Genomic DNA, 22,314 nt, shown 5'->3' with positions numbered 1-22,314 from the left:
CGCCGCGATCAGATATTGGCCCCTTTGGTGCGATTACAGCCGCGGCACAGGATCTGCAGGTTGGCCGCGCTGGTGGCGCCGCCGCGGCTGAGCGGGATCACGTGGTCGAATTCCAGATAGTGGCTGTCCCCGCATTCCACGCAGCGGCCACCGTCGCGCTGCCACACCTCCGCTTTCACTTCCTGCGGGATACTGCGTGAATCCCGTTGGCCCGGGGCAAGGACCAGTCGTTTCGCAATGCGCAGCGCGCCCTCCAGCGCGGCCGCGAGGTATTCCGGGTCGGCGACGGCGAAGGTTGCGCCACCGCGCGCCGATGTCGCCGCGACCACCACGGTGTCGTATTCGGCGGCCACCGAGACGATCCGCGACCACGGCAGCTCGACGCCCGCTCCCGCGCCCACGAAACGCAGCTTCTTGGTGCTCACGATCAATCGGCCGTCGGTGTGCTTGGGGCCGCGGGCCAGCTCCCGGATATGGGTCGCGTCGATATCGAGGTAGACCAGTTCCTCGGCGTCCAGATGCAGGCCGGGTGTGGCGATCGCGGGCAGATCGCCCTCCCGCAACCGCGAGAGCGCGCGTCCGCGTGCCATCCGCGAGCGCAGCTCATCGATCAGGGGGCCGCTCAGGCCGAGCTCGGTGACGGCGTATTCGACCTCGTCGAATTCCTCGGCGGTGATCTGCCCGTCGGCGAACGCGAAGGCGACCCGCCGCTCCACGTACTGCAGCGCCGCGGGTTGCAGCGCGGCGCGGGCCGCGGCCGCGTCGATGCGCTGGTAGCGCAGGGAGGCCCACAGTGCCTCCCATTCCGCGCCGCGCGGCCCGGACGAGGCGAGCAACCGGGCCACCCGGGTGTGCCAGTGGATGAGGAATTCCTCGGTCTCCGCCGCGCAGGATGAGCACGGGTGATGACCGCCGAAGACGCGGCGCCGCCGGCGCGCGCCGCAGCGGTCGCAGTCGTGGGCGTGCGGTCGTGCGGCCGGACGCCGGTCGGCGGTCCAGCGTTCCCCGTCCCACCAGCGCAGGCGCGCCGGATCCTCGGGGTCGCGGTACCAGTCGGCGCGGTCGGGGTCGGGAGGCGGGGGCAGGCGTACCGGTTCGGTGGTGGTGAGCCGGCGCAGGGTGACCGTGCCGGGGAGCTGCCGGGTGGGCTGCGGCTCGGCGAAACGGTCCCAGGGCGCGGCGGGAGCCGCGGCGGGCGGGTTCTCGTCGAGGCGGTAGTGGGCGTTGCCCGGATGCGTTCCAGGGGATGCGGTGCGGGCACCGTTCGCGGCGGCGTTGGTCCGGCCCGGGCCACGGGGGGAGGCCACCCGCTCACCGGCCGGGTCGTCGGCCGCGACACCGGTGCGGCGGTGCCCGGAGTCGGCGGGCCGGTCGAGGACCGCGGTACTCCGGTCCCCGGCCGGGGAGGCGGCGGGTCGCAGTAGCTCCGTGGCGTCCTCGGCCGCCGTCCGGGCCGGGCTCTCGCCGCGACGCGCCGGCGGGGTGGCCTGTCGTGCCGCGGGACCTTCGTCGACCTGGATGCCGAACTCGGTGATCAGGCCCGCCATCCCGGCGGCCCAGCCCTGTCCGACGGCCCGGAACCGCCAGCCACCCTCCCGGCGGTAGAACTCGCCGAACATCATGGCCGAGACCGATTCCGAATCGTCGACGGTGAACACCGCGACCGGGCCGTCGACCGCGAAGACCGTGAGGGTGACCTCACCGAGATCGCTGAAGGTCGCCTCCTCGAGGGAGCCCGACACCACGATGCGGTCCACCTCGGACTCGGTACGCGGCAGCGAAACGCTGAGCCGCGCCGTACCCGGATCGGGGTCCTGGTCGAGGGTGACGGCCTGGGAGATGTGGCGGGGCGCGTTGTAGAAGACCAGATCCCGGTCGCCGCGCACCGACCCGTCGCTGCCCAGCAGCAGGGCGTGCGCGTCCACCGTATGGTCCGACCGCCAGGAAATCACCACGGCCAGAAGCGATGTCGGTATCGGCGTATTGGCGCCCTTGCTCAGTTCCATCGTCGTCGAACTATGCCATGTGCCGCCGACACGCCCGCAGGTGTGCAGGTCGTAGCGGTTTTCGTGATCGATGCGGCAGAGTTGTCGCATGACCGATCCGGGGCAGCCGGGGGACAAGAGGCCGGGCGCCCGGCGGGTTCCCACACCCGCCGATGTGCTCGCCGCCGCGCAGTCCGCGGTGGACGCCGCGCAGTCCGCGGCCGGACAGGCCCTGGAGGCCGCTCAGCTGACCGCCGGCCAGGCCTTCGACGCCGCGGTACGGCTGCCCCCGGCGTCGGCGCAGCTGGCCGCGCAACTGCCCGATGTGCTGGAGAACCTGTCCAATGCCATCGACCGGCTCAATGCCACGATCGACCGGCTCGACCGCACCCTGGCCCTCGCCGACCCCGCGTTCGCCGCCTACGACCGGCTGCTGCCGCGGCTGGAGGCGATGATCGCACTGGGGGAGGATCTGTTCGGCGCGCTGGCCCGGTTGCCCGGTGTCGGCCGGCTCGGCCGGATGGCCGGATTCACTGCGGCCGAACCTCCGGAACCGGAACCCGAACCGAAGAAACGGTCCCGGCGCCGATCATGAGCGCTCAGGCCGAGTCGAGCGCCCGGCCGTTGTAGGGGGTGTCGTGGGTGGTGCGATCGTGGACGGGCCGTACCTGCACTTCGGCGTCGTCGAAGGTGATCTGCGCGTTCTTGTTCGCACTGAGCAGGATCAGTACCAGTTGGTCGGCGATCCGTTCGGCGGCCTCCCCGCTGGGGTACCGTCCCAGGACGCGGACACTCGGTCCGACGGTGCCGCTGCCCCGGTCGTAGTCCCATTGCCCGCTGCCGGTCGCCACCGCCAGCCGGGCCACGACCTCGACGGCGCCCGGACCGTCGTGTTGGCCGCGTTCACGTACCGATTCCGTGCCGATCTCGATGATCTGGTCGGCCCGAAGCCAGTCCCCACCATGTGTTCTCACCCAGAGCTGTGCCATCGCTCCATTGTCGCGCTGTTCGCCGGATCGGGTCGCTCGTTTCCGATGGCCCGCAATACTTCTCGGCCGGCCCGCGGCGCTCATCCGGCGGCGGTGACCTCGGTGGCCGGCGCGGCGGCGCCGACCGGGCCGGTGGCCAGGGCCCGGTACACCGCCGCGGCCTTGAGCAGCATCTCGTCGTATTCCGCCGCGGCCACCGAGTCCAGCACGATGGCTCCGCCGGCACCGATCTGCCAGGTCCCGGCATAGCGCACCGCGGTGCGAATGACGATATTGAGGTCGGCCGTGCCGCCCAGCCCCAGGAAACCGATCGTCCCCGAATACACCCCGCGCGCCCGGGTTTCCAGGGTGTCGATGATCTGCATGGTGCGGATCTTGGGCGCCCCCGTCATGGAACCCCCGGGGAAGCAGGCGCGCAGGCAGTCGACGACCCCGGTATCGGCGCGCAGGGTGCCGCGCACGGTCGAGACCAGCTGGTGCAGGGTCGAATAGGTCTCGGTGACCAGCAGTTCGCGGACCCGCACACTGCCGATCTCGCAGACCCGCCCCAGATCATTGCGCAGCAGGTCCACGATCATCACGTTCTCGGCGCGGGTCTTCGGGTCCTCGGTCAGCGCGCGGCGCAGTTGTTCGTCGACGATCGGGTCGGGGTCGCGGCGGGCGGTGCCCTTGATCGGTTTCGTCTCGACCGTCCGGTCGCGGTCGATCTTCAGGAAGCGTTCGGGGGAGGAGCAGGCGATCTCCAGATCGCCGAACCGCAGGTAGGCCGAGTAGGGCGCGGGATTGGCCCGGCGCAGTGTGCGGTAGACGTCGAGTCCGCCCGATGTGGCGGGAAAGACGAGCTGGTCGGTCAGCGTGATCTCGTACGATTCACCGGCCCGCAGCGCGGCCCCGCAGTCGGCGATATCGCGCAGGTAGCGTGCCCGGCCGCGGACCAGGTGTTCCTCCAGGCCGGCGGCATCGCCCGCCGTGGTGATCGGGGGCGGGTTCGACCAGGTCGGCAGTGTCTCCAGAACGGCCGCGGTGGTGCGCAGCCAGGTCTGGGCCGCGGCGCGGCCGGAATCGTCGGCCAGGGCGAGCAGATATGTGCGGCCGGCGAGATGGTCGACGGCCACCACCCGGTCGGCGAAGATCCATTGGGCGTCGGGCGCCGGGGCGCGGTGTGCCGCGGACCCGCCGCAATCGGCCTTGACCTCGTAACCCAGATACCCCACGTAGCCCCCCGCGAAATCGAACGGGAAGTCTTCCGGCAGGGGGACCGGCCTGGTTCGCAACGCTTCGGCCAGATGATCCAGGATGGTGCCCCGGACCTCGCGGACGCCGCCGTCGGCGGTGCGGACGGTGACCGTACCGCTGCCGACCCGGTAGCCGATCACCTCGGCCAGCGGGCCGGAGGCGTCGCCGAGGAACGAGAAGCGGTCCATTCCCGGTTCCACGTGCTCGCTGTCGAGCCAGAAGGCGGCGGGCGAGGCGCCGTACAACCGCAGGAAGGCCGCCTCGGTGTCGACGGCCCGCTCGAGTACGCGGTGCTGGAGGGTCACGGAGAAAGACATCGTGGCCCGAACCCTACGCCGCGGGCGGGCATCGAACTGTTGTCGGTTGCCCGCAGTTTATCCGGCCGGGTGGGGCACAATGTCAGGCATGTCTGTTGCGCAGCCGGTAGGCGTGGATCGTGAGCACGTCGACTTCACCGTGGTCGGGAACTGGATGGACGACCGGGGGCTCACCGGCGGTGAGTTCCGGGACGTGACGGCGCTCGGCGGCGGCACGCAGAACATCATGCTGCGTTTCACCCGGGGTGGGCGCGACTACGTGCTGCGCCGCGGCCCGGCGCATCTGCGCCCGAAGAGCAACGAGGTCATCCGGCGGGAGGCGCGACTGCTGGGTGCGCTGGCCGATACCGATGTCCGCGCCCCGCGGGTGATCGCCGCGGAACCCGACGAATCGGTGCTGGGCGCGGTCTTCTACCTGATGGAGCCGATCGAGGGCTTCAACCCGCAGACCGAGCTGCCCGCTCCCTTCGCCGAGGACCCCGAGGCCCGCCGGCAGATGGGCCTGTCGGCGGTGGAGGCCATCGCCCGGCTGGGCGCGCTGGACTACCGGGCGCTGGGCCTGGACGACTACGGCAAACCGGAAGGCTTCCTGGAACGGCAGGTCGGCCGCTGGACCCACGAGCTGGAGTCGTACTCGGCGAACGAGGGATACCCGGGCCCGCAGATACCGGGTCTGGACGCGGTGGCGGACTGGCTGGAACGCCACCGTCCGGTGGAGTGGACCCCGGGCATCCTGCACGGCGACTGCCATCTGGCGAACATCATGTTCTCCTACGAGCGGCCCGAGGTCGCGGCCCTGGTCGACTGGGAGATGTCGACCATCGGCGATCCACTGCTGGATCTCGGCTGGCAGATCGCGACCCGGCCCGAACCGGGCACCTCCGGAGCGGCGCTGATCGGCAAGCTCGGCGAGGCCGGTGCGCTGCCGACGGGCGCGGAGATGGTCGAGCACTACGGCAAGTTCTCCGATCGGGATCTGAGCGCGGTCACCTGGTACACGGTGCTGGCCTGCTTCAAACTCGGCATCGTGCTCGAGGGCACCTACGCGCGGTCCTTCGCGGGCAAGGCGCCGAAGCGGGTCGGTGAGTTCCTGCACGCGAACACGCTCGAACTCTTCGCGCGGGCACGCGGACTCATGGAGTAAGAACAGGTTTCATCAATTCGGCACGTCCGGCGTGTGCCGGCGCTTCCCCCGGCCTGGGCCGGGCGGTATCGCGGCGGGGTTGTTCCGTAGGCGGGGTCCCGGTGGTATCGGCGGTGGAAGCGGACGATTCGGTAGTTGCTCGCAGGCGGCCGGCGGTGGGTTTCCACCGTCGCCCGCCGTGCGATGGTCGGCTGACCAGTTCTCCCGGGAAAATCTTCGCCAAACCACTAGAACGTGTTCCAGTTCGTATCGTAGTGTGGAGGCCGTCACATGAAAGCCCGCGCATGCGAGAGGTCGGACACGAATGAAGACGAAGGGCGCGATCCTGTGGGGGATCGACGAACCGTGGTCGGTCGAGGAAATCGAACTCGGTGACCCCCGCGCCGGTGAGGTGCAGATCCAGCTGGAAACCGCCGGAATGTGCCATTCGGACCACCATATGGTCACCGGTGCCACCCCGATGCCGTCGTTCCCGGCCATGGGCGGCCACGAAGGCGCGGGCGTCATCACCAAACTGGGCCCCGGCACCCCGCCCGACCTCGCCGTCGGCGATCACGTGGTGCTGTCGTTCATCCCCGCCTGTGGCCGCTGTCCGGCGTGCGTATCGGGGAACATGGCCCTCTGTGATCTCGGTATGGGCCTGCTGTCCGGGCAGTCCATCAGCGACGGCAGCTACCGCATCCAGGCCCGCGGCAAGGACGTCATCCCGATGTGCCTGCTCGGCACGTTCTCGCCGTACATGACGGTGCACTACAGCTCGGTGGTCAAGATCGACCCGGAGATCCCGTTCGAGGTCGCCTGCCTGGTCGGCTGCGGTGTGCCCACCGGTTTCGGCTCCTCCACCCATGTCGCCAATGTGATGCCCGGCGATACCGCGGCCATCGTCGGCATCGGCGGCGTCGGGATGAGCGCGCTGCAGGGCGCGGTGCTCTCCGGGGCGCAGAAGGTCGTCGCCATCGACCCGAACCCGTGGAAACTCGAGCAGGCCAAAAAGTTCGGCGCCACCCACACCTATGCCAGCATGGCCGAGGCGATCATGCCGTTGATGGAGGCGACCGAGGGCCGGATGGCCGACAAGGTCATTCTCACCATGGGCGAGATGCAGGGCGAATACATCGAAGAGGGCCTGATCCTCACCGCGAAGGCGGGCACCCTGGTCGTCACCTCCATGGGACGGATGGACGCTGCCGATGTGAAGATGAACAACTTCCTGCTCTGCATGCTCCAGAAGACGGTCAAGGGCTGCATCTTCGGCGGCGGCAATGCCCGCCAGGACATTCCACGCCTGCTGTCCATGTACAAGGCCGGCCAGCTGAACCTGGACGATATGGTCACCCGTAGCTACTCCCTGGAGGACGTGAACCAGGGCTACAAGGACATGCTGGACGGCAAGAACATCCGCGGCATCATCAAGTACACCGACGCCGACCGCTGATCGGCGAGCGTATCCGCGCGTTCCCGGGTGGGCCGACCCCTCACCGGCCCACCCCGTGCTCGCCCGCTGCGTCGCTCTGATTTCCCCACCTGATGTACCCCGCCGGCCGGCGCGGGATGAACCGATCCGCGCGGCCCGCTGACGCGTACGACCTGGTGATCTACTCCGCCGCAGCGCATTTGCGTGACCCGGGCCGACCGTCGGCGTGTGGCGGCATTCCACCGTTCTCCGGTAACTGCTCGGCCGGGTTCCGCGGCCCCGGTTCCGTCTCGTAACCTCGGGGTGTGCGCGCACTCGAGCAGATCCAGGAATGGCCGGTCAGGCATGCCTCGGCGGGTGTGATCACCCGGGACGGGCGCTGGTCGGCCGGTGAAGCGGACCGCGTTTACCGCCTGGCGTCGGTCACCAAACCCCTGGCCGCCTACGCGGTGCTGGTCGCCGTGGAGGAGGGGGCGATCGAGCTCGATCAGCCCGCCGGACCGCCCGGCGCGACCGTCCGGCACCTGCTGGCCCATACCTCCGGCGTGGCCTTCGACACCACCGATATCCTGGCCCGGCCCGGTGCCAAACGGATCTATTCGAGCGCCGGTTTCGAACTGCTGGCCGACACGGTCGCCGAACACACCGGAATCCCTTTCCCGGAGTATCTGCGCGAGGGCGTCTTCGAACCGCTCGGCATGGTCGATTCGGAATTGACCGGCTCGGCCGGGCACGGCGCGAATTCCACCCTCGCCGACCTGTTGCGTTTCGCCGCCGAACTTCTCGAACCGCGCCTGATCTCGGCGCAGACCCTCGCGGAGGCCACCAGCGTCCAGTTCCCGGGCAGCGACGGTGTCCTGCCGGGTTTCGGCTCGCAGCGGCCCAACGATTGGGGCCTGGGCTTCGAGATCAAGGACGGGAAGTCGCCGCACTGGACCGGCGCCACCAATTCGCCCGAGACCTTCGGTCATTTCGGGCAGTCCGGGACGTTCCTGTGGGTGGATCCGCGCCCCCGCGTGGCGTGTGTGGCCTTGAGCGACGAGAATTTCGGCGACTGGTCGCGCGAAGTATGGCCTCCGTTCAGTGATTCGGTCATCGCGGAGGCAACACTCGCGCGCAACGCGAAAGTGAAGTAACACGTGTAACACCGGGCACTCGAGTACACTCGGGCAACGCCTTTTCGACGGACCCGTTGGGGAAGACGAGCATCGTCGAAACCGGAGGTGTACGTGGTGCGCGGATCGTCCCGATACGCGGAGACAACGGCGGGTGTGGTGTACATCCACTCGTCGCCCGCCGCGCTGTGCCCGCATATCGAATGGGCGCTCGCGGCCGCTCTCGGGGCTCCGGCCTCGCTGCGCTGGACGGCGCAGCCCGCCGCCCCCGGCCAACTCCGGGCAACGACCGAATGGGTCGGCCCGGCCGGTACCGCGTCCCGTATCGCGCAGTCGCTGCGTTCCTGGCCGGTTCTGCGTTTCGAGGTGACCGAGGATCCCAGCGAGGGGGTCGACGGGGAGCGGTACAGTTTCGTGCCGTCGCTGGGCCTGTGGCACGGCTCCACCAGCGCCAACGGGGACGTGATGGTGGGGGAGATGCGCCTGCGGGTCCTGCTGCAGGCCGACCGTGAACTGGGCCGGTACGCCGGGTTCGATCTGGCCGGCGAACTGGATCGGGCGCTGGGTACGGCCTGGGACGAGGATCTGGAGGTCTACCGGACCGGCAGCGAGGGCGCCGAGGTCACCTGGCTGCGTCGCGACGTCGGCTGACGAGCGCGCACGTCGGACGGCCGGGCCCGGCCCAACGGGTTATGGACAGTTCGTTACATAATGCGTTATGGTCGGCGCATGGCCAGACCACGCAGCTTCGAACACGAGAAGGTGCTCGCGGCCGCCACGAGTCAGTTCCAGCGCGCCGGCCTGCACGCCACCAGTGCGGAGGATCTCTGCCGGGTCACGGGGCTGGGACGCAGCAGCCTGTACAACACCTTCGGTAGCAAGGACGAACTCTTCGCGCAGTGCCTCGATGCCTATCTGGAGAGCACCCTGGCGCGCGCGGAGGAGATCATCGGTGATGGTTCGCTCGGCACCGTCGAACGTATCGAGGTGCTGTTGCGCCGGGTCGTGGCCGAGGAGGTCGAACGGGCCGGGTCCGGGGCGCCGCGGGGTTGCCTGGCGGTGAACACGGTGGCCGAACTGGCCGACGATCCCGTGCACGAGAAGAATGTCGAGCGGATCGGCCGGGATACCGCCGCCCGGCTGGAATTGCTGAGTGCCGTCCTGCGGGCGGGTCAGGCCGCCGGGGAGGTCACGAAAAGCGTGTCCGCCGAAGGGCTCGCCGCTTTCGTGAACTCGGCGGTCGCCGGTCTGCGTATCTCCTCGCAGGGCCGGGTCGCGGCCCCGTGGTCCGGGGAGATCATCACGGCCACGCTGCGCGCGCTGCGGCCCGATCCGGCGAACGACTGAACCGTTGAGAAGCCGATCGCCGCCGTTTTCGCGCCCGAATTTTGTATCGATCATTACAGAACCCAGGAGAACCTCCCGTGCCACCGACCCTCCCCGCCGCGCGTACCGCCGCGGTTCCCGCCGCCGTCTACGTCCTGGCCGCAGGCATTTTCGCCATGGTGACCAGCGAATTCGCAGTGGCGGGCCTGATGCCGCAACTGGCCGAGAGCCTGCACACCGGTATCGACCGAATCGGCTACCTGGTCACGGTTTTCGCCGCCGCCATGGCGCTCGGCGGCCCGGTGCTCGTCGCGGCGCTGCTCCGGATTTCCCCGAAACCCGCGCTCATGATCGTCTTCGCGATCTTCCTCGCCGGAAACCTGCTGGCGGCCCTGGCCTCCTCATACGCGGTGATGGTGGTCGCCCGGATCGTCACCGGTGTCGCCGCCCAGGCGTTCTTCGGCCTCGCGGTATCGCTGTGCATGCGGCTCGTCGACGAACAGTTGCTGGGCCGCGCGGTATCCGTGGCGATGAGCGGACTCATGCTGGGCACCCTGCTCGGACTGCCGCTGGCCACCTTCATCGGCGGCCGCCTCGGCTGGCAGGCGGCCTTCTGGACGGTGGCGGTGCTCACCGCGTTCGCCGCCGCCCTCACCCTGGCCTTCGTCCGCGACCCGGGCCGGCCGGGCGCCGGAGACGGCCCGGCCGCCGAGTCACCGGCCGCCGAACTCCGTGCCTTCCGCCGCCCCCAACTGCTGCTCGCTCTCGTCTCCAGCACGCTGATCATCGGCGCGACCTTCTCCGTCTTCAGCTTTCTCACCCCGGTACTCACCCGGATCAGTGGGTTCGCCGACAGCGCGGTGCCCCTGCTGCTCCTGGCCTACGGTGCCGCGACGGTGGTGGGCAATGCCGTCGTGGGGCGCTTCGCGGATCGCCACACCGTCGCCACGCTGCTGATCGGCACACTGCTCAATATCGTGTTCCTCACCGGTTTCGCGGCCTGCACCGCGTCCAAGCCCGCGGCGGTGGTCTTCATGCTCGGGGTCGGGCTCGTCGGCGTGACGATGAACCCGGCCATGGCCGTGCGGGTGCAGCGCGCGGGCGGCACGGGGGTCCTGGTGAACACGGTGCACACCTCCTTCATCACGCTCGGGGTGATCCTCGGCTCGGCCGTCGGTTCGAGTCTCCTGCCCGCTCACGGACTCCGGGCGCCGCTGGTCCTCGGCATCGTGCTCGCCGTACTCGCGGTCGCCGCGATCCTGCCGGCCCTGCGCTCCCCGTACCTGCGCCACGGTGCCGACCCCGAGCCTGCCGCGCGGGAGGAGACCCGGTACGTGAACGCGTGAGGGTTCGGTAGCTCCCCTGCTCGGCATCGCACCGTTCCTCGTGCTCCTGTGGTGTCTGATCTGGCCGACGCATTGAAAGGCCCACAACACCATCGGCCCGCTGGAATCGAACCGGGCGACGGACCTCGCCGGCGGGGAATTGTCGGTGCGTGGGCATTCGTCGGGTGCGGTGGCGTTCCCGGTGGTTCAGCCGAGCCAGTCGAGAGACTGTACGTGCCCTCCGGCGAGTGCGACCGGGTGGCCGTCGAAGGAAACGACGAACCGTCCACCGATGTGCCCGACGGATGTCGTGAGCCGGCGGATGATTCCCGGAAGGGCGCCAGGCCCTTTGTTTTCGATCCAGTGGCACGGCAGTGCTCGGACGGTGTCTTCGAAGGCGCGCGGGCGCTGAGATCGACGTAGTTGAGCACAGCGCTGTGGAAAACGACAACCGTCGTGTCGGAAGGGGCGTGGTGAACCAGGTCGGCGATGGCGGCGTCGAGGTCGCCGCGGACGAGATGAGGTGGATCGTCTCGGGCGATGGCGGAGGCGTTCGCGGCGGGCGTGGTGTTCGGGCCAGATGAGGCTGTCGAGCCACGCCATGTGGTTGTCGTCGGTGACGTCGAGTGGATCGAGGTCGATGCCCGCGCGGTACGCGATGGTAGGAAGCCTGTCGGGTAGGGGTGGGTTGCCGGTGGTGGCACAGGTCAACAGGACCGGCGACGGCCCCGCTACTGGGTCGATGTGGTGGTGCGTGCGATGCCCAGCCCGAGCCGTTCGTAGGCGGGCGAGGATTCGTGCGCTTCCAGTTGTGCGAATCGCCGATATCGCTGTGCCGTGCTCATAGTTTTGTGGGCGCAGAGGGGTTCGAACCCCCGACCGCTGGTGTGTAAAACCAGAGCTCTACCGCTGAGCTATACGCCCGGGACCCCCGGAGCGTGTCCGGGGGAACGGTCTATGAATCTAGCGCGGCGAGCGCTTTCTCCCAAGCCGCCTGGTCACGGGGCTCTCCGGGGCCGTTCATCTCCGCGAAACGGATGATTCCCTCGCGGTCCACGACGAAGGTGCCGCGGTTGGCGAAACCCGTCACGTCGTTGAAGACGCCGTACTGCTGGGCCACCGCGCCGTGCGGCCAGAAGTCCGACAGCAGCGGGAAGGTGTAGCCCTGTTCGGCCGCCCAGATCTTGTGGGTGGGCGGCGGGCCGACGGAGATCGCGAGGATCTCGGTGTTGTCGTTCTGGAACCGCGGCAGTTCGTCGCGGACCTTGCACAGCTCGCCCTGGCAGATGCCGGTGAAGGCGAGCGGGTAGAAGACGATCAGGACGTTCTTCTCGCCGCGGTAGTCCGACAGCGAGACTTCCTGATTGTTCTGGTCCTTGAGGGTGAACTCCGGCGCCTGGGCGCCGACCTCTAGGGGCATAGGAATCCTCCAGATCTCGGGTGCGCGCACCCCGCAGCGGGGTGCGCGGACAGCTATGGGCGGCTCAGCGCTGCTTGGTGGGTGCCTTGGGCTGCACCAGCCGGCTGGCGGACCACTCACCGAGTTTGATGGCGGAGGTCTGGGTGAGCCCCGCGGTGGGTGCGGCCTCGGCGATCTCACTGGGATCGACATGGCCATCGTTACCGGTCTTGGGGGTGAGCACCCAGATGAAGCCGTCGTCGGCGAGTGGGCCGATCGCCTCCATCAGTTCGTCGACCAGGTCCCCGTCGCCGTCCCGCCACCACAGCAGGACGACATCGATGACCTCGTCGGAGTCCTCGTCCAGCAGTTCACTGCCGGAGGTCTCCTCGACGTCGGCCCGGAGGTCGTCGTTGGTGTCCTCGTCCCAGCCCAGCTCCTGGACAACCATGCCGTGGGTGATGCCAAGCTTCTGAGCGAAATTCTGATCGTCCGCCGCGGCGACCACGGTGGCGTCCTCCTCAACTCCCGACTACAGATATCTGCAAGCGAACATGGTTATCGGCCCTAACGCAAGCCGATCGGGTGGATCGAATTTTCGATGTCGCGGGAAACCGCTGGTGACGGGCGATCCGCGTTACTTGGGGCAGGCATCGCGTACCGCGTTGCGCGCGTCGTTGACGCGCTTGCTGGCGTCGTTGAGCGGACCGACGGGGGAGGTGTAGGTCATCTCCCGGGTGGCCTGGGCGAGGGCCCGGGCCGAGTCGACGTAGGCGACGAACTTCGTCCGCAGTTCCTCGGGCAGCTGCGGGCCCGCGGTGTTCACTCCGCCCTCGACCTGTTTGGCGGCGTCCTCGAGCGCGGTCACGGCGCCGTCGCGTTTGGCGTCGTAGTCGGGAGCGTCGTTGTCGTGGGCGTCGACGAACTCGTTGTACTTGCTCACCCCGACCCCGGTCGTGCCGGGGAAGAGCGTGCAGTTGTCGGAGATGGCCTTGTCCCGGGCGGCCGCGATCTGCGACGAGGTGGCGGCGGCGGACGAGGACGAGGCGTATTCCCGATAGGAGGTCGCCTCGGCCGCGTTCGGCGTGGCGATACCTTCCACCTGCTGCGCGCAGCCGGCCACGGCGGCGCCTGCCACCAGGGCCGTCGCGGCGCACACCAGTCCGAAACGGCGCGGGTCCAGCCCTTCCATCGTCCTCCCGACTCCTCGGTAACCGCAGTGAGACGTGCCTGTCGAACGGTACTGGATCGGCGACTGACATGATGATGTGGGACGCGCCACGCGAGGATGCGGGCGCGCCCGGAAAAGTCGTCACGAGTGATCCGCACACCAGCGGGCCACTCAGGGTCACCGCAGCCATCAGCTCGACCACCCCCTGTACGAGGAGCAGTTTTGACCGATCTGATCCACTCTGGCGTCCCGGCGGAATCCGCTGTGCCGGGTTCCGCTCCCACCCCTCGCGACGCCAACGGCGCGCCCGCCGGTGGCCGAGTCCGTGTGATTCGTGAAGGAGTGGCCTCTTACCTACCGGATATAGATCCGGAGGAGACCAGCGAATGGCTCGAGTCGTTCGACGAGATGCTCGAGCGCGAAGGTCCCGGCCGTGCCCGCTACCTGATGCTCCGGATGCTCGAACGCGCCGGTGAGCGGCGGGTCTCCATTCCTTCGCTGACGTCCACCGATTACGTCAACACCATCCCGACCGAGAACGAGCCCTGGTTCCCCGGCGACGAGGAGACCGAGCGGCGCTTCCGGGCCTGGATCCGCTGGAACGCGGCGATCATGGTGCATCGCGCGCAGCGCCCGGGTATCGGCGTCGGCGGGCACATCTCCACCTACGCGTCCTCCGCGGCGCTCTACGAGGTCGGGTTCAACCACTTCTTCCGCGGCAAGGACCATCCCGGCGGCGGCGATTCGATCTTCATCCAGGGTCACGCCTCGCCCGGTATCTATGCCCGCGCCTTCCTCGAGGGCCGGCTGAGCACCGATCAGCTCGACGGTTTCCGCCAGGAGTACAGCCACGGCGGACTCGGCAAGGGCCTGCCGTCGTATCCGCATCCGCGGCTGCTGAGCGATTTCTGGGAATTCCCCACGGTGTCGATGGGCCTGGGCCCGATGAACGCCATCTACCAGGCGCGGTTCAACCACTACCTGCACGATCGCGGGATCAAGGACACCTCCGATCAGCACGTGTGGGCGTTTCTCGGCGACGGTGAGATGGATGAACCCGAATCGCGCGGTCTCGCCCATGTGGCGGCCCTGGAGGGTCTGGACAATCTGACCTTCGTGGTGAACTGCAACCTGCAGCGCCTCGACGGCCCGGTCCGCGGTAACGGCAAGATCATCCAGGAACTGGAGTCGTTCTTCCGCGGCGCCGGCTGGAATGTCATCAAGGTGATCTGGGGCCGGGAGTGGGACGCGCTGCTGGGCGCCGACCGCGACGGTGCGCTGGTGAACCTGATGAACACCACGCCCGACGGCGACTACCAGACCTACAAGGCCAACGACGGCGCCTACGTCCGCGACCATTTCTTCGGCCGCGACCCGCGCACCAAGGCGCTGGTGCAGGACCTGTCGGATCAGGAGATCTGGAACCTCAAGCGCGGCGGGCACGACTACCGCAAGGTGTACGCGGCCTACGCGGCGGCGCTGGCGCACAAGGGCCAGCCGACGGTGATCCTGGCCAAGACCATCAAGGGCTACACCCTCGGTAAGCATTTCGAGGGCCGCAACGCGACCCACCAGATGAAGAAGCTGACCCTGCAGGATCTCAAGGACTTCCGCGACCTGCAGCGGATCCCGATCAGCGATGCCGAGCTGGAGAAGGATCCGTACCTGCCCCCGTACTACCACCCGGGCCGGGAGACCAAGGAGATCCAGTACATGCTGGATCGCCGCAAGGCCCTGGGCGGGTTCCTGCCGGAGCGGCGTACGAATGTCGCACCGCTGAAACTGCCCGGTGACGACGCGTATAAATCGGTGCGCAAGGGTTCGGGCAAGCAGAACGTGGCGACCACGATGGCGCTGGTGCGGCTGATGAAGGAACTGCTGCGCGATCCCGAGATCGGCAAGCGCATCGTGCCGATCATCCCCGACGAGGCCCGCACCTTCGGTATGGACTCGTGGTTCCCCTCGCTGAAGATCTACAACCGCAACGGCCAGCTCTACACGTCGGTCGACGCGGAACTGATGCTCGCCTACAAGGAGAGCGCGGTCGGGCAGATCCTGCACGAGGGCATCAACGAGGCCGGTTCCACCGCGTCGTTCACCGCGGTCGGTACCTCCTACGCCACCCACGGCGAGCCGATGATCCCGCTCTACATCTTCTATTCGATGTTCGGGTTCCAGCGCACCGGTGACGGGCTGTGGGCCGCCGCCGATCAGCTCGCCCGCGGTTTCGTCCTCGGCGCGACGGCCGGCCGGACCACCCTGACCGGTGAGGGCCTGCAGCACAACGACGGCCATTCGTTGCTGCTCGCGGCCACGAACCCGGCGGTGGTCTCCTACGATCCGGCATTCTCCTTCGAGATCGCCCATATCGTGCGCGACGGCCTGCGCCGGATGTACGGCGGGACGCCGGGTGTGGACGGGTTCGGTGGGGAGAACATCTTCTACTACCTCACCCTTTACAACGAGCCCTACCAGCAGCCCGCCGAGCCCGAGGATCTCGACGTGGACGGTCTGCTCAAGGGCCTGTACCTGTACAAGAAGGGCGGCGCCGGTGAGGTCCGGGCGCAGATCCTGGTCTCCGGTGTCACCGTGCCCGACGGGCTGCGGGCCCAGCAGTTGCTGGCCGACCACTGGGGTGTGGCCGCCGACGTCTGGTCGGTGACCTCCTGGGGTCAGCTGCGCCGGGAGGCCCTCGAACTCGAGATCGAGGCGCTGCACCACCCGGGTGAGGATCCGGGGCAGCCGTACGTGGCCCGGGCGCTGGCCGACGCACAGGGCCCGTTCGTGGCCGCCACCGACTGGATGCGCGCGGTACCGGATCAGATCCGTAAATGGGTTCCGGGCGATTTCACCACGCTGGGCACCGACGGATTCGGGTTCTCCGATACCCGGCCGGCCGCGCGCCGGGTCTTCAATGTCGACGCGGAATCCATCGTGGTCGCCGCCCTGGCCGGACTGGGCCGGATCGGCAAGCTGGATCCGGCGAAGGCCGCCGAGGCCGCCGCCCGGTACCGCATCGACGATGTGTCGGCCGCGCCGGAGTTCACCGCGGGCGGCGCCGGAGACGCGGAGTGACGGCGGTTCGATGATCGAACGCAGACCACCACGTCCGCGCCGGGTCTCCGAGGGCTCCAGCGAGCACGAGGTGTACCTGCCGACCGGCGCGCTGTCGCCGAACCGGCAGACCCGCGACCCACTACCGGACACGCTGCTCAAACGCGTCAAGCAGTTCTCCGGGCGGCTGTCCACCGAAGCCGTGGGGTCGATGCAGGATCGGCTGCCGTTCTTCGCCGATCTGGACGCCGCGCAGCGGGCCGGCGTGCAGATGCTGGTGCAGACCGCGGTGGTCAACTTCCTGGAATGGCTCCAGGACCCGGATAGCGATATCCGGTTCAGCCTGGATGCCTTCCAGGTCATCCCGCAGGATCTGGCGCGGCGGCTGACGCTGCGGCAGACCGTGGACATGGTGCGGGTGGCCATGGAGTTCTTCGAACAGTGGCTGCCCGCGCTGGCGCGTAACGACCGGCAACTGGTCGCGCTCACCGAGGCGGTGCTGCGATACGGGCGTGAGCTCGGTTTCGCGGCCGCCTCGGTGTACGCCAGCGCGGCCGAATCCCGAGGCGCCTGGGATACCCGGCTCGAAGCGCTGGTGGTGGACGCGGTGGTGCGCGGCGACACCGGTCCCGACATGCTCTCCCGGGCGGCCACCTTGAACTGGGACGCGACCGCACCCGCGACGGTGCTGGTGGGTACGCCTCCCCGGGATCAGGGTGTGTCGGTGGTCGGCGCGGTACACACCATCGCGGCCCGGCACGGACGGGCGGCGCTTGCGGTGGTGCAGGGCGCCCGTCTGGTGATGGTGGTGAGCGGTCCCCTGGGCGATACCCTGCACACCTCGCCGTTCATGGCCGATCTGCTCACCGAGGCGTTCTCGGACGGTCCGGTGGTGATCGGGCCGACCACGCGCACCCTCGGCGCCGCGCACAGCAGCGCCCTGGAGGCGCTCGCCGGGATGGAGGCGGTGATCGGCTGGCGGGAGGCGCCGCGCCCGGTCCACGCCATGGAGCTACTGCCGGAACGGGCGTTGCTCGGCGATCGAGCTGCGGTCGACGCGCTCGTCGAGTACCTTGTCCTTCCGTTGGCTTCTGCCGGTTCCGCCCTGGCGGACACCCTGGATGCCTACCTGGAATGCGGCGGTGCGGTCGAGATGTGTGCGCGTCAACTGTACGTTCATCCAAATACTGTGCGGTATCGCCTGAAGCGCATCGGGGAAGTAACCGGTCGTGACCCGCTCAACCCGCGGGATGCGTATGTGTTACGAATCGCGGCCACAGTGGGTCGTTTGACACGAACGCGTAACGAATCGTCATCACAAACCCCAGAGGACTCTTTTGTCCCATTGGACAAAGACGGGCTGTAACGCGAACCCCGATTCGGTCGATCCGGACACACCACGCGGGCTTTTGTGGAGACCATACAAAAGCTGTCCGGAAGCTCTATTCACGTCGACATCTCGCAAATACGGTCTCACAGTGTTTTCTTAGGTACGTGATCGCGTTGTTCGCCCCTGGACAGGGCTCTCAGACACCCGGCATGCTCGCGCCTTGGCTCGACCTGCCCGGCGCTCGTGACCGCCTCGCACTGTGGTCGAAGGAATCCGGTCTGGATCTGATCCGGCTCGGGACCGAAGCGACCGCCGAAGAGATCACCGACACCGCGGTGACCCAGCCGCTCGTGGTGGCCGCCGCGCTGCTCGCCTTCGCCGAAATCGGCGAGACGCGGGTACCGGCAGACACCCTCGTGGCCGGCCACTCGGTGGGCGAACTCGCCGCCGCGGCGGTCGCCGGCGTGATCTCCGCCGACCAAGCAGTTACGCTGGCAGCCATCCGCGGTGCCGAAATGGCGAAGGCGTGCGCGCTGGAGGCAACTGGTATGTCCGCGGTGCTCGGCGGCGACGAGGCCGCTGTGCTGGCACGGCTCGAAGAACTGGAACTGGTCCCGGCCAACCGCAACGCCACCGGTCAGATCGTGGCGGCGGGACGCCTGGACGCACTGGCCGAACTGGCCGCGAATCCGCCGGAGAAGGCCCGGGTGCGGGCGCTTCCCGTGGCGGGCGCGTTCCACACCGAGTTCATGGCTCCCGCTCAACAGGCGGTGGCGGCGGCGATCGCCGACATCACCCCGCACGAGCCGACTCGCCCCTTGCTGTCGAACGCCGACGGCAAGCCGGTCGAGTCCGGCGCGGACGCGGTGGCCAAGCTCGCCGCGCAGGTCACCCGGCCCGTCCGGTGGGACCTGTGCACCGAAACCGTCCGGCAGGCCGGTGTTTCGGCGGTGGCGGAGTTGCCACCGGCGGGAACCCTCGTCGGCATTGCCAAACGGGAACTCAAAGGCACCCCGAACCTGGCGCTGAAGACCCCGGAGGACATACCCGCGCTGGCCGAGCTCACGAGCTCCGGCTAGCTTGCCTACGGCCGTGTTTCCGACGAACCCTCGACGGGAGCACGGCACCGAGCGTCGTAACCGTGCGTCGTCTCGGCCCGAAGAAATATGTAGAGCCCTACACGAGAAAATTAGAAGGGAGCCACGAAGTGGCCGCTCTGACCCAGGAACAAATCGTCGAGGAACTCGGCAAGATCATCGAAGAGGTTACGGGTATCGAACCCTCCGAGGTGACCGTCGAGAAGTCCTTCGTCGATGACCTGGACATCGACTCGCTGTCCATGGTCGAGATCGCGGTCCAGACCGAGGACAAGTACGGGGTCAAGATCCCGGACGAGGATCTGGCCAGCCTGAAGACCGTCGGCGACGCCGTCGCCTACATCCAGAAGCTCGAGGCGGAGAACTCCGACGCCGCCGCCGAGCTCAAGGCCAAGTTCGACAACGCCGAGTAGGGCCGACACCGTGACCACTCCTTCCACCTTGAACGGGAACTTCCCGAACGTCGTCGTCACAAGCCTGGCGGCGTCCACGTCGATCGCGGGTGACGTCGATGCGACGTGGAAGGGTCTCCTCAACGGCGAGAGCGGTATCGACGTTCTCGAGGATTCCTTCATCGAGGAATACGACCTACCGGTCCGCATCGGCGGCCATCTGAAAGTTCGTCCCGACAGCCTGCTGAGCCGGGTCGAGATCCGCCGGATGGCCTACGTCGAGCAGCTCGCGACCGTGCTCGGCCGCGAGGTCTGGCGTAATGCGGGCAGCCCGGAAGTCGATCCGGATCGGCTGGGTGTGGCCATCGGCACTGGACTAGGTGGCGGTGACGCGCTCATCGATTCGGTCGACAAACTGAAGAACGGCGGATATCGCAAGATCTCACCGCTCGCTGTTCAGATGGTCATGCCGAACGGGCCGTCCGCCGTCGTCGGTCTCGAGCTGCAGGCCCGGGCAGGAGTGGTCACTCCGGTCTCGGCGTGTTCGTCGGGCTCGGAAGGTATCGCCAACGCGTGGCGCATGATCGTCATGGGCGATGCCGATATCGTCGTCACCGGCGGCGTCGAAGGTTTCATCGACGCCGTGCCGATCGCCGCGTTCACGATGATGCGCGCGATGAGCACCCGCAACGACGACCCGAAGGGCGCTTCGCGTCCCTTCGACTCCGACCGCGACGGCTTCGTCTTCGGCGAGGCCGGCGCGCTCATGGTCATCGAAACCGAGGAGCACGCCAAGGCGCGTGGTGCCACCATCCACGCCCGGCTGCTGGGCGCCGGTATCACCTCCGACGGTTTCCACCTGGTCGCGCCGGACCCCGAGGGCACGGGCGCCGCCCGGGCCATGACCCGGGCCATGCAGACCGCGGGTCTGTCCAAGCAGGACATCACCCATATCAACGCCCACGCCACCGCCACCCCCATCGGTGACACCGCCGAGGCGAAGGCGATCAACAAGGCCGTCGGCAACCACGCCTCGGTCTACGCGCCCAAATCGGCGCTCGGACATTCCATCGGCGCCGTCGGCGCGCTGGAGTCCGTGCTCACCGTGCTGGCCATCCGGGACGGTATCGTGCCGCCCACCCTGAACCTGGAGAACCAGGATCCTGAGATCGACCTCGATGTGGTGAAGGGCGAAGCCCGGCGCCAGGAGATCGAGTACGCGATCAACAATTCGTTCGGTTTCGGTGGGCACAATGTCGCGCTCGCCTTCGGCCGGGCCTGACGGTCCGCCCGAACTGTTCGACGACCCATAGACGGGGCCGCCGGGTTCTTCCGGGCGGCCCCGTCCGGGCTTCGACACCAAGTGGCCCGCGTTTCGGGCGCACACTTTCGAGGAGAGAACGCGATGACCACTATCGCTCCGGCCCGCCATCAGGACACTGCGACCGATCCGCGTGATCCCCTCGGGCGGCTCCAACGCTTCTTCGACCCCGGAACGGTGCTGCCGCTGCATGCGCGCGACAAGTCGGGTGTGCTCGCGGCCGTCGGTGAGGTCGACGGCGTCCGCACCGTCGCATACTGCTCCGACGCCACCGTGATGGGCGGCGCGATGGGCGTGGAGGGCTGCCGGCATATCGTCGACGCGATCGACACCGCCATCGATTCCGGCGCGCCGGTGGTCGGGCTGTGGCATTCCGGTGGTGCCCGGCTCGCCGAAGGTGTGGAGGCCCTGCACGCGGTCGGCCTGGTCTTCGAGGCCATGGTCCGCGCCTCCGGCCGGGTCCCCCAGATCTCGGTGGTACTCGGGTTCGCGGCCGGCGGCGCCGCCTACGGCCCCGCGCTCACCGATATCGTGATCATGGCCCCCGAGGGCCGCGTTTTCGTGACAGGCCCCGATGTGGTGCGCAGCGTCACCGGCGAACAGGTCGATATGGCCACCCTCGGCGGCCCGGAAACCCACGGCAAGAAATCCGGCGTCACCCATATCGTCGCCGACGACGAAGCCGACGCCGTACACCGCGCCCGCCGCCTGGTCTCGATGTTCGCCGAACAAGGCGAATTCGACCTCGTCGCCGCCGAGCACGGCAATGTCGACCTGCAGGCCATGCTGCCGGCCTCGGCCAAACGCGCCTACGACGTCAAACCGCTGGTGCACGAACTCCTCGACAATGTCGACGGCGAATCCAGCTTCGAAGAACTCCAGGGCGGCTACGCCCGCTCCATGGTGACCGGCCTCGGCCGCCTGGCCGGACGCACCGTCGGTGTCCTCGCCAACAACCCGCTGCGGCTGGGCGGCTGCCTGGACTCCAAGAGCGCCGAGAAAGCCGCCCGGTTCGTCCGCCTCTGCGACGCCTTCGGTATCCCACTGGTCGTCATCACCGACGTCCCCGGCTACCTGCCCGGCGTCGGCCAGGAATGGGACGGCGTGGTTCGCCGCGGCGCCAAACTGCTGCACGCCTTCGCCGAAGCCCGGGTCCCGCGGGTCACGCTGGTCACCCGCAAGATCTACGGCGGCGCCTACATCGCCATGAACGCCCGCTCCCTGGGCGCCACCGCGGTCTACGCCTGGCCGGGGTCGGAGGTCGCGGTGATGGGCGCGAAGGCTGCCGTCGGCATTCTCCACAAGAAGGCGCTGGCCGCTGTACCGGAGGAAGAGCGCCAAGCATTGCACGAACGGCTCACCGCCGAACACGAAGCGATTGCCGGTGGTGTGGAGCGGGCGGTGTCGATCGGGGTGGTCGACGAGGTCATCGACCCGGCCCACACCCGCAGCAAGATCGCTGCCGCACTGGCGGCGGCCCCCTCGCGACCGAGCCACCACAAGAACATCCCGTTGTAAAGGCCGAATACCTGGAGCAAATGCCCAACGGCACGACTCCATCCCGATGCCGCGCCCGCCGACGACACCGCGTCGCCGGCTGCGTTCGCCTCGGCCAACTGGCGGTACCCGGTGACCGCCCGCCGCCATCCGAGCATGGTGGCCCGGCTGCATGTCGCCCCGTATATCGGCAAAAACACAT

20 protein-coding genes, 1 tRNA gene and 1 pseudogene are annotated in these 22,314 nt (G+C 68.4%); 13 read left to right on the top strand and 9 right to left on the bottom strand.

All coding sequences use genetic code 11. The annotated features are described in order from the left end of the window. Nucleotides 1-8 precede the first annotated feature (8 nt). Entirely contained in the window at nucleotides 9-2,096 is a 2,088-nt protein-coding gene (locus NF4_RS13970; protein WP_232330456.1) for a TerD family protein, read from the bottom strand. On the opposite strand from NF4_RS13970, the gene NF4_RS13965 reads away from it, so the two are divergent. Continuing rightward, on the top strand, nucleotides 2,095-2,580 hold the full coding sequence (locus NF4_RS13965) for a hypothetical protein (protein ID WP_063127768.1): 486 nt from the start codon (nucleotides 2,095-2,097) through the stop codon (nucleotides 2,578-2,580). The two genes, NF4_RS13970 and NF4_RS13965, sit on opposite strands and share 2 nt — an antisense overlap. A gap of 4 nt (nucleotides 2,581-2,584) precedes the next feature. Here NF4_RS13965 and NF4_RS13960 read toward each other — a convergent pair whose 3' ends face one another. Beyond that, nucleotides 2,585-2,974 carry a hypothetical protein gene (locus tag NF4_RS13960; protein ID WP_063127767.1) on the bottom strand — a complete coding sequence of 130 codons (390 nt, stop codon included), beginning with the start codon at nucleotides 2,972-2,974 and terminating at the stop codon, nucleotides 2,585-2,587. A gap of 80 nt (nucleotides 2,975-3,054) precedes the next feature. Further along, entirely contained in the window at nucleotides 3,055-4,527 is a 1,473-nt protein-coding gene (gene pabB / locus NF4_RS13955; protein WP_084533111.1) for an aminodeoxychorismate synthase component I, read from the bottom strand. Nucleotides 4,528-4,606: 79 nt separating this feature from the next. Between pabB and NF4_RS13950 the strand changes: the two genes are divergently transcribed. The 6 genes from NF4_RS13950 (at nucleotide 4,607) to NF4_RS13925 (ending at nucleotide 10,872) form a co-directional block, all read left to right on the top strand. After that, nucleotides 4,607-5,671 (top strand): phosphotransferase family protein, encoded by a 1,065-nt coding sequence (locus tag NF4_RS13950; protein WP_084533110.1) that lies wholly within the window; start codon nucleotides 4,607-4,609, stop codon nucleotides 5,669-5,671. A gap of 304 nt (nucleotides 5,672-5,975) precedes the next feature. Further along, nucleotides 5,976-7,106: an NDMA-dependent alcohol dehydrogenase gene (locus NF4_RS13945; protein ID WP_039823507.1), complete on the top strand. Its 1,131-nt coding sequence runs from the start codon at nucleotides 5,976-5,978 to the stop codon at nucleotides 7,104-7,106. 284 nt (nucleotides 7,107-7,390) lie between these two features. Beyond that, complete coding sequence (locus NF4_RS13940; RefSeq protein ID WP_063127765.1) at nucleotides 7,391-8,221, top strand: serine hydrolase domain-containing protein; 831 nt, start codon at nucleotides 7,391-7,393, stop codon at nucleotides 8,219-8,221. A gap of 96 nt (nucleotides 8,222-8,317) precedes the next feature. Beyond that, nucleotides 8,318-8,851 (top strand): DUF3145 domain-containing protein, encoded by a 534-nt coding sequence (locus tag NF4_RS13935; protein ID WP_063127819.1) that lies wholly within the window; start codon nucleotides 8,318-8,320, stop codon nucleotides 8,849-8,851. Nucleotides 8,852-8,929: 78 nt separating this feature from the next. Next, complete coding sequence (locus tag NF4_RS13930; RefSeq protein ID WP_063127764.1) at nucleotides 8,930-9,547, top strand: TetR/AcrR family transcriptional regulator; 618 nt, start codon at nucleotides 8,930-8,932, stop codon at nucleotides 9,545-9,547. Between the two features lie 77 nt (nucleotides 9,548-9,624). Beyond that, on the top strand, nucleotides 9,625-10,872 hold the full coding sequence (locus NF4_RS13925; RefSeq protein WP_198165329.1) for an MFS transporter: 1,248 nt from the start codon (nucleotides 9,625-9,627) through the stop codon (nucleotides 10,870-10,872). 437 nt (nucleotides 10,873-11,309) lie between these two features. Here NF4_RS13925 and NF4_RS39265 read toward each other — a convergent pair. The 6 genes and pseudogenes from NF4_RS39265 to NF4_RS13905 form a co-directional block, all read right to left on the bottom strand. Continuing rightward, nucleotides 11,310-11,562, bottom strand: a pseudogene (locus tag NF4_RS39265) (DUF2332 family protein); the annotation flags it as partial. Nucleotides 11,563-11,582: 20 nt separating this feature from the next. Next, on the bottom strand, nucleotides 11,583-11,696 hold the full coding sequence (locus NF4_RS39260; RefSeq protein WP_232330455.1) for a DUF2332 domain-containing protein: 114 nt from the start codon (nucleotides 11,694-11,696) through the stop codon (nucleotides 11,583-11,585). 7 nt (nucleotides 11,697-11,703) lie between these two features. Beyond that, nucleotides 11,704-11,775: transfer RNA gene (locus tag NF4_RS13920), tRNA-Val, on the bottom strand. 31 nt (nucleotides 11,776-11,806) lie between these two features. Next, complete coding sequence (locus NF4_RS13915; RefSeq protein ID WP_063059853.1) at nucleotides 11,807-12,271, bottom strand: peroxiredoxin; 465 nt, start codon at nucleotides 12,269-12,271, stop codon at nucleotides 11,807-11,809. Nucleotides 12,272-12,335: 64 nt separating this feature from the next. Further along, nucleotides 12,336-12,758, bottom strand: coding sequence for a DUF3052 domain-containing protein (locus NF4_RS13910; protein WP_030524044.1), 423 nt, complete (start codon nucleotides 12,756-12,758; stop codon nucleotides 12,336-12,338). A gap of 129 nt (nucleotides 12,759-12,887) precedes the next feature. Continuing rightward, entirely contained in the window at nucleotides 12,888-13,442 is a 555-nt protein-coding gene (locus NF4_RS13905; protein WP_063127763.1) for an Rv2240c family protein, read from the bottom strand. Nucleotides 13,443-13,538: 96 nt separating this feature from the next. Here NF4_RS13905 and aceE point away from each other — a divergent pair, with 96 nt between their 5' ends. The 6 genes from aceE to NF4_RS13875 all read left to right on the top strand — a co-directional run bounded on the left by aceE (nucleotide 13,539) and on the right by NF4_RS13875 (nucleotide 22,133). Continuing rightward, the gene (gene aceE, locus NF4_RS13900; protein WP_439956754.1) at nucleotides 13,539-16,496 is read left to right on the top strand and encodes a pyruvate dehydrogenase (acetyl-transferring), homodimeric type; all 2,958 of its coding nucleotides are present in this window, start codon (nucleotides 13,539-13,541) and stop codon (nucleotides 16,494-16,496) included. Between the two features lie 10 nt (nucleotides 16,497-16,506). Next, nucleotides 16,507-17,841, top strand: coding sequence for a PucR family transcriptional regulator (locus NF4_RS13895; RefSeq protein ID WP_063127817.1), 1,335 nt, complete (start codon nucleotides 16,507-16,509; stop codon nucleotides 17,839-17,841). A gap of 128 nt (nucleotides 17,842-17,969) precedes the next feature. Next, nucleotides 17,970-18,884, top strand: a complete 915-nt coding sequence (locus NF4_RS13890) for an ACP S-malonyltransferase (RefSeq protein WP_063127761.1) — start codon at nucleotides 17,970-17,972, stop codon at nucleotides 18,882-18,884. Nucleotides 18,885-19,012: 128 nt separating this feature from the next. Beyond that, the gene (gene acpM / locus NF4_RS13885; RefSeq protein ID WP_063127760.1) at nucleotides 19,013-19,315 is read left to right on the top strand and encodes a meromycolate extension acyl carrier protein AcpM; all 303 of its coding nucleotides are present in this window, start codon (nucleotides 19,013-19,015) and stop codon (nucleotides 19,313-19,315) included. 10 nt (nucleotides 19,316-19,325) lie between these two features. Continuing rightward, nucleotides 19,326-20,576, top strand: a complete 1,251-nt coding sequence (locus NF4_RS13880; protein ID WP_063127759.1) for a KasA/KasB family beta-ketoacyl-ACP synthase — start codon at nucleotides 19,326-19,328, stop codon at nucleotides 20,574-20,576. 123 nt (nucleotides 20,577-20,699) lie between these two features. Beyond that, entirely contained in the window at nucleotides 20,700-22,133 is a 1,434-nt protein-coding gene (locus NF4_RS13875; protein WP_063127758.1) for an acyl-CoA carboxylase subunit beta, read from the top strand. The last annotated feature ends 181 nt before the right edge of the window (nucleotides 22,134-22,314 follow it).

The organism is Nocardia fusca NBRC 14340, from assembly GCF_001618425.1.
GTDB lineage: Bacteria > Actinomycetota > Actinomycetes > Mycobacteriales > Mycobacteriaceae > Nocardia > Nocardia fusca.
The sequence above is the reverse complement of the archived record's forward strand: the minus strand, read 5'-3'. Positions and strand labels throughout refer to the sequence as shown.